The sequence below is a fragment of the Mesorhizobium sp. M1A.F.Ca.IN.020.04.1.1 genome (assembly GCF_003997315.1).
Lineage (GTDB): Bacteria > Pseudomonadota > Alphaproteobacteria > Rhizobiales > Rhizobiaceae > Mesorhizobium.
Map to the genome: position 1 here is coordinate 1 of NZ_RZSN01000316.1, position 3,137 is coordinate 3,137.

Sequence of the window (3,137 nt, forward strand, 5' to 3'; positions counted from 1 at the left end):
GGATCTCCAGGACCATGATGGCGAAAGCGCTTTCGCCACCGAGACGCGCGGCGCTGACATAGTCGCGCTCGCGCTGCTCGCGCACCGCGGCGCGAACCGTCCTCGCCACCAGCGGCGTGTAAGCTACGGCGATAACCAGGATGACCGTGAGGTTCGAGGGCCCAAGCGCAACCAGCGTCATTGTGACGAGCACGATGAAGGGAAATGCCATCAGCGTGTCGAGCAGCCTCGCGCCTATGGCGTCGGTGAGACCATCGAAATAGCCAAGCACCAGGCCGACGATAGTGCCGCCGGCGACTCCGCCAAGCGTCGCCAGCGGTGCGACCAGCAGGATATCGCGCGACCCGACGACAATGCGGGAGAACACGTCGCGGCCAAGCTGGTCGGTCCCGAACCAGTGTGCGGCATCGGGCGGCGCCAGCATGGCGAGAAAATCCTCGGCGTAGGGATCGTAGGGAACCACTCGATCGCCAAGCAGAGCACAAGCGATCCAGAACAGAAGAATGAGCGAGCCGATGACCACGGATGGAGCAAGGCAGCGAAGCGCGCGGCCAACGTCGCCCTTTATCCGCGACACCAAGGGCACATGGCGAGGCGCCGGGAATTCCAAAAGCTCCATCATGGCGACGCCCGCCGGCGTTGCCGCGGATCGAGCAGCGCCTGCACCAGATCGCCCGCCGCCGCAGAGAGCACGAAGATCGTCGCCATGACGAGGACGCCGGCTTCGAGCATCGGGAAATCGCGTGCCTTGGCGGCATTCAGCACCAGATTGCCAAGGCCCTGGATGCCGAACAGGGTTTCGATCACAACCAACCCGCCAAGCATGTAGCCGCTTTGCGTGGCAAGCACCGCAATCGTCGGCGTCAGCGCATTGGGCAGAACGTGCTTGAAAATGACCTGCCAGCGATCGAGCCCTTTCAGGGTGGCGGTGCGCGTATAGTCCGCGGCCAGGGCCTCGATCACACCCGCCCGCGTCATGCGCGCCAGGTAGCCCGCGAGGTTCAGCACCAGCGGCAGCGCCGGCAGGATGAGATAGTAGCCGCTTGTCCAGAAGCCCGCGCCGTCCGGGGCAGCGCCGGTGATCGGGAACCAGCTCAGCCACAGCCCGAAAACCAGCAACAGGAGGAGCCCGGACACGAAGTCAGGAACGATGCCGAAGGACACGCCGGTGAGCACGATCAGCCGATCGACAAGCCGGCCCCGGTTGAGGCCGGCAACGATGCCAGCGCCGACACCCAGCGGGACGAGAAACAGCAGAATGATCCCGGCAAGCGCGGCCGAGCGACCGAGGCTTTGCAGCACAAAGGGCGCGACCGGCGCGCGCATCGATAACGACGTGCCGAAGTCGCCGGTGAGCGCCGCGCTGAACCAGTTCCAGTATTGGATGAGCAGAGGCTGGTCGGCGCCGAGCTGCCTGTTCAGCGCCGCGACGGCTTGCGCGTCGGCGAAGGGACCGAGCATGACGCGTGCGACATCGCCGGGCAGGACCTGCCCGGCGAAGAAGACCAGCGCGCTGACCAGCCACAGGGTGAGCAGAAGCGAGGCCGCGCGCGTCGAAAAGGTGCGGCCCGTCAGCATCGGGCTCTGGCGCTCCGGCTGATTTTACGTTTCCGCATCATGCCTGGACGAGGGAAACGCGATCGAGCAGCAGATGCGATATCGCGGTGAAGCGCACGCCCTCGACCTTGGTGCTGGTTATGCGGCTATACTGCGAGAAGTAGCTGATGATCTCCGGCGTCTCGTCGAGCAGCAAGGTCTGGATCTTGCCGGCCGCGACGCGTTGCGCCTGAAGGTCGCGCGCCTTGCCGTAATCGACCAGCAATGCGTCATAGACCGGATTCTTGAAATGCGCGGCGTTCCACGCCCCGGTGCTCTTCAGCGTCGCGTTGAGGAAGATGTCGGGCGTGCCGCGATGGCCGAAATCGGTGATGCCGAGATTGGAATCCAGCCAGGGCGAGCTGCCGAACGTGGCCGATCCATAATAGGCGTCCTGCGGCAACACGTTGAGCTTGATGTCGATGCCGGCCTTTTTGGTGAAGTTCTGGATGATCACGGCGTAATCCGGAATGTCGTAGGCGCGTTCGGTAGTCAGCGTCACCTCGAAGCCGTTCGGCACGCCGGCTTCGGCCAGCAGCCGCTTGGCCTCAGCGATATCCTGCTTGCGCTGCGGCACCGACGGATCGGCCGAAGGGAAGATCGGCGCGAACGGGGTGTCGTTGCCGGCGATGGCCCGCCCCTTGAGCAGGCCTTTCACGATGGCCTCGCGGTCAAGGGTGAGCGCCAATGCGCGGCGCACCCGCTTGTCGGTGAACGGCGCCTGATCGGTTCTGAGATGTACGGCGTCGTGCGAGCTCGCCTGCACGCTGAGCAGCCTGAAGTTGGGATTGCCCTCGATCGCCAGTTCCAGGCGCGTGGTGCTCGGGATGACGTCGAGCTGGCCGGCCCGCAGCGCCACGACCTGCGCCTGCTCGTCGTCGAAGAACTTGATCTCGATCCGGTCGGGCAGCGCCTTGTCGCCCCAGTAATCGGGGTTGCGCACGAAGCTGGCGCCTTGCTTGGGACGGAAGGATTCGAGCTTGAACGGACCCGTGCCGTTGAAATTCTTCTCGAAGTCGCCGGCATAGTCGGCCGGCAGGATCACGGCGTTGTAGACGTCCGAAGAGACATAGAAGGGGAAGTTGCTGTTCGGCTGGTCGAGATCGAAGGCGACCGTCGCGTCGTCGACGATCTTGGCGCCGCCTTTGGACAGGATGCCCTTGTAGGCCGACAGTGCCGACGAGCCGCTGTTCGGATCGACCAGGCGTTCGAAGCTCGCCACCACGTCCTTGGCGGTGACGGTGCGCCCATCATGGAATTTCACGCCCGGCCGCAGCTTGAACGTCCAGCGCTTTGCCGTTTCATCGGCTTCCCAGGACAGGGCGAGCTTCGGCTGCAGCCCTTCCTTGGGGTCGTCGAGGATCAAATACTCGCCGACCTGGCTGACGACGCCGATGCTGGCCGGGTCAGTCAGAGTGACGGGATCGATCGTCTTGGTTGGCTGGCCGAGCCCGACGCGGACCGTGCCGCCGGCGACTGCCGCGCGGGCCGAGCCGGAAAAGCCGAGGCCTTGCGAGGCGGCGAAGCCGGTCAGGCCGATC

The 3,137-nt window shown here is 64.9% G+C and carries 3 protein-coding genes; all 3 read right to left on the bottom strand.

What is annotated here, in order from left to right; all coding sequences use genetic code 11:
• Window positions 1-622: ABC transporter permease (locus tag EOA49_RS31140; protein ID WP_164749361.1), on the bottom strand; the 622-nt coding region annotated here is incomplete at its 3' end.
• Window positions 619-1,578 (bottom strand): ABC transporter permease, encoded by a 960-nt coding sequence (locus EOA49_RS31145; protein ID WP_127242014.1) that lies wholly within the window; start codon window positions 1,576-1,578, stop codon window positions 619-621. The genes EOA49_RS31145 and EOA49_RS31140, both read right to left, overlap by 4 nt.
• Before the next feature lie 37 nt (window positions 1,579-1,615).
• Window positions 1,616-3,137, bottom strand: a 1,522-nt coding sequence (locus EOA49_RS31150; protein ID WP_164749362.1) for an ABC transporter substrate-binding protein, incomplete at its 5' end; no start/stop codon positions are given.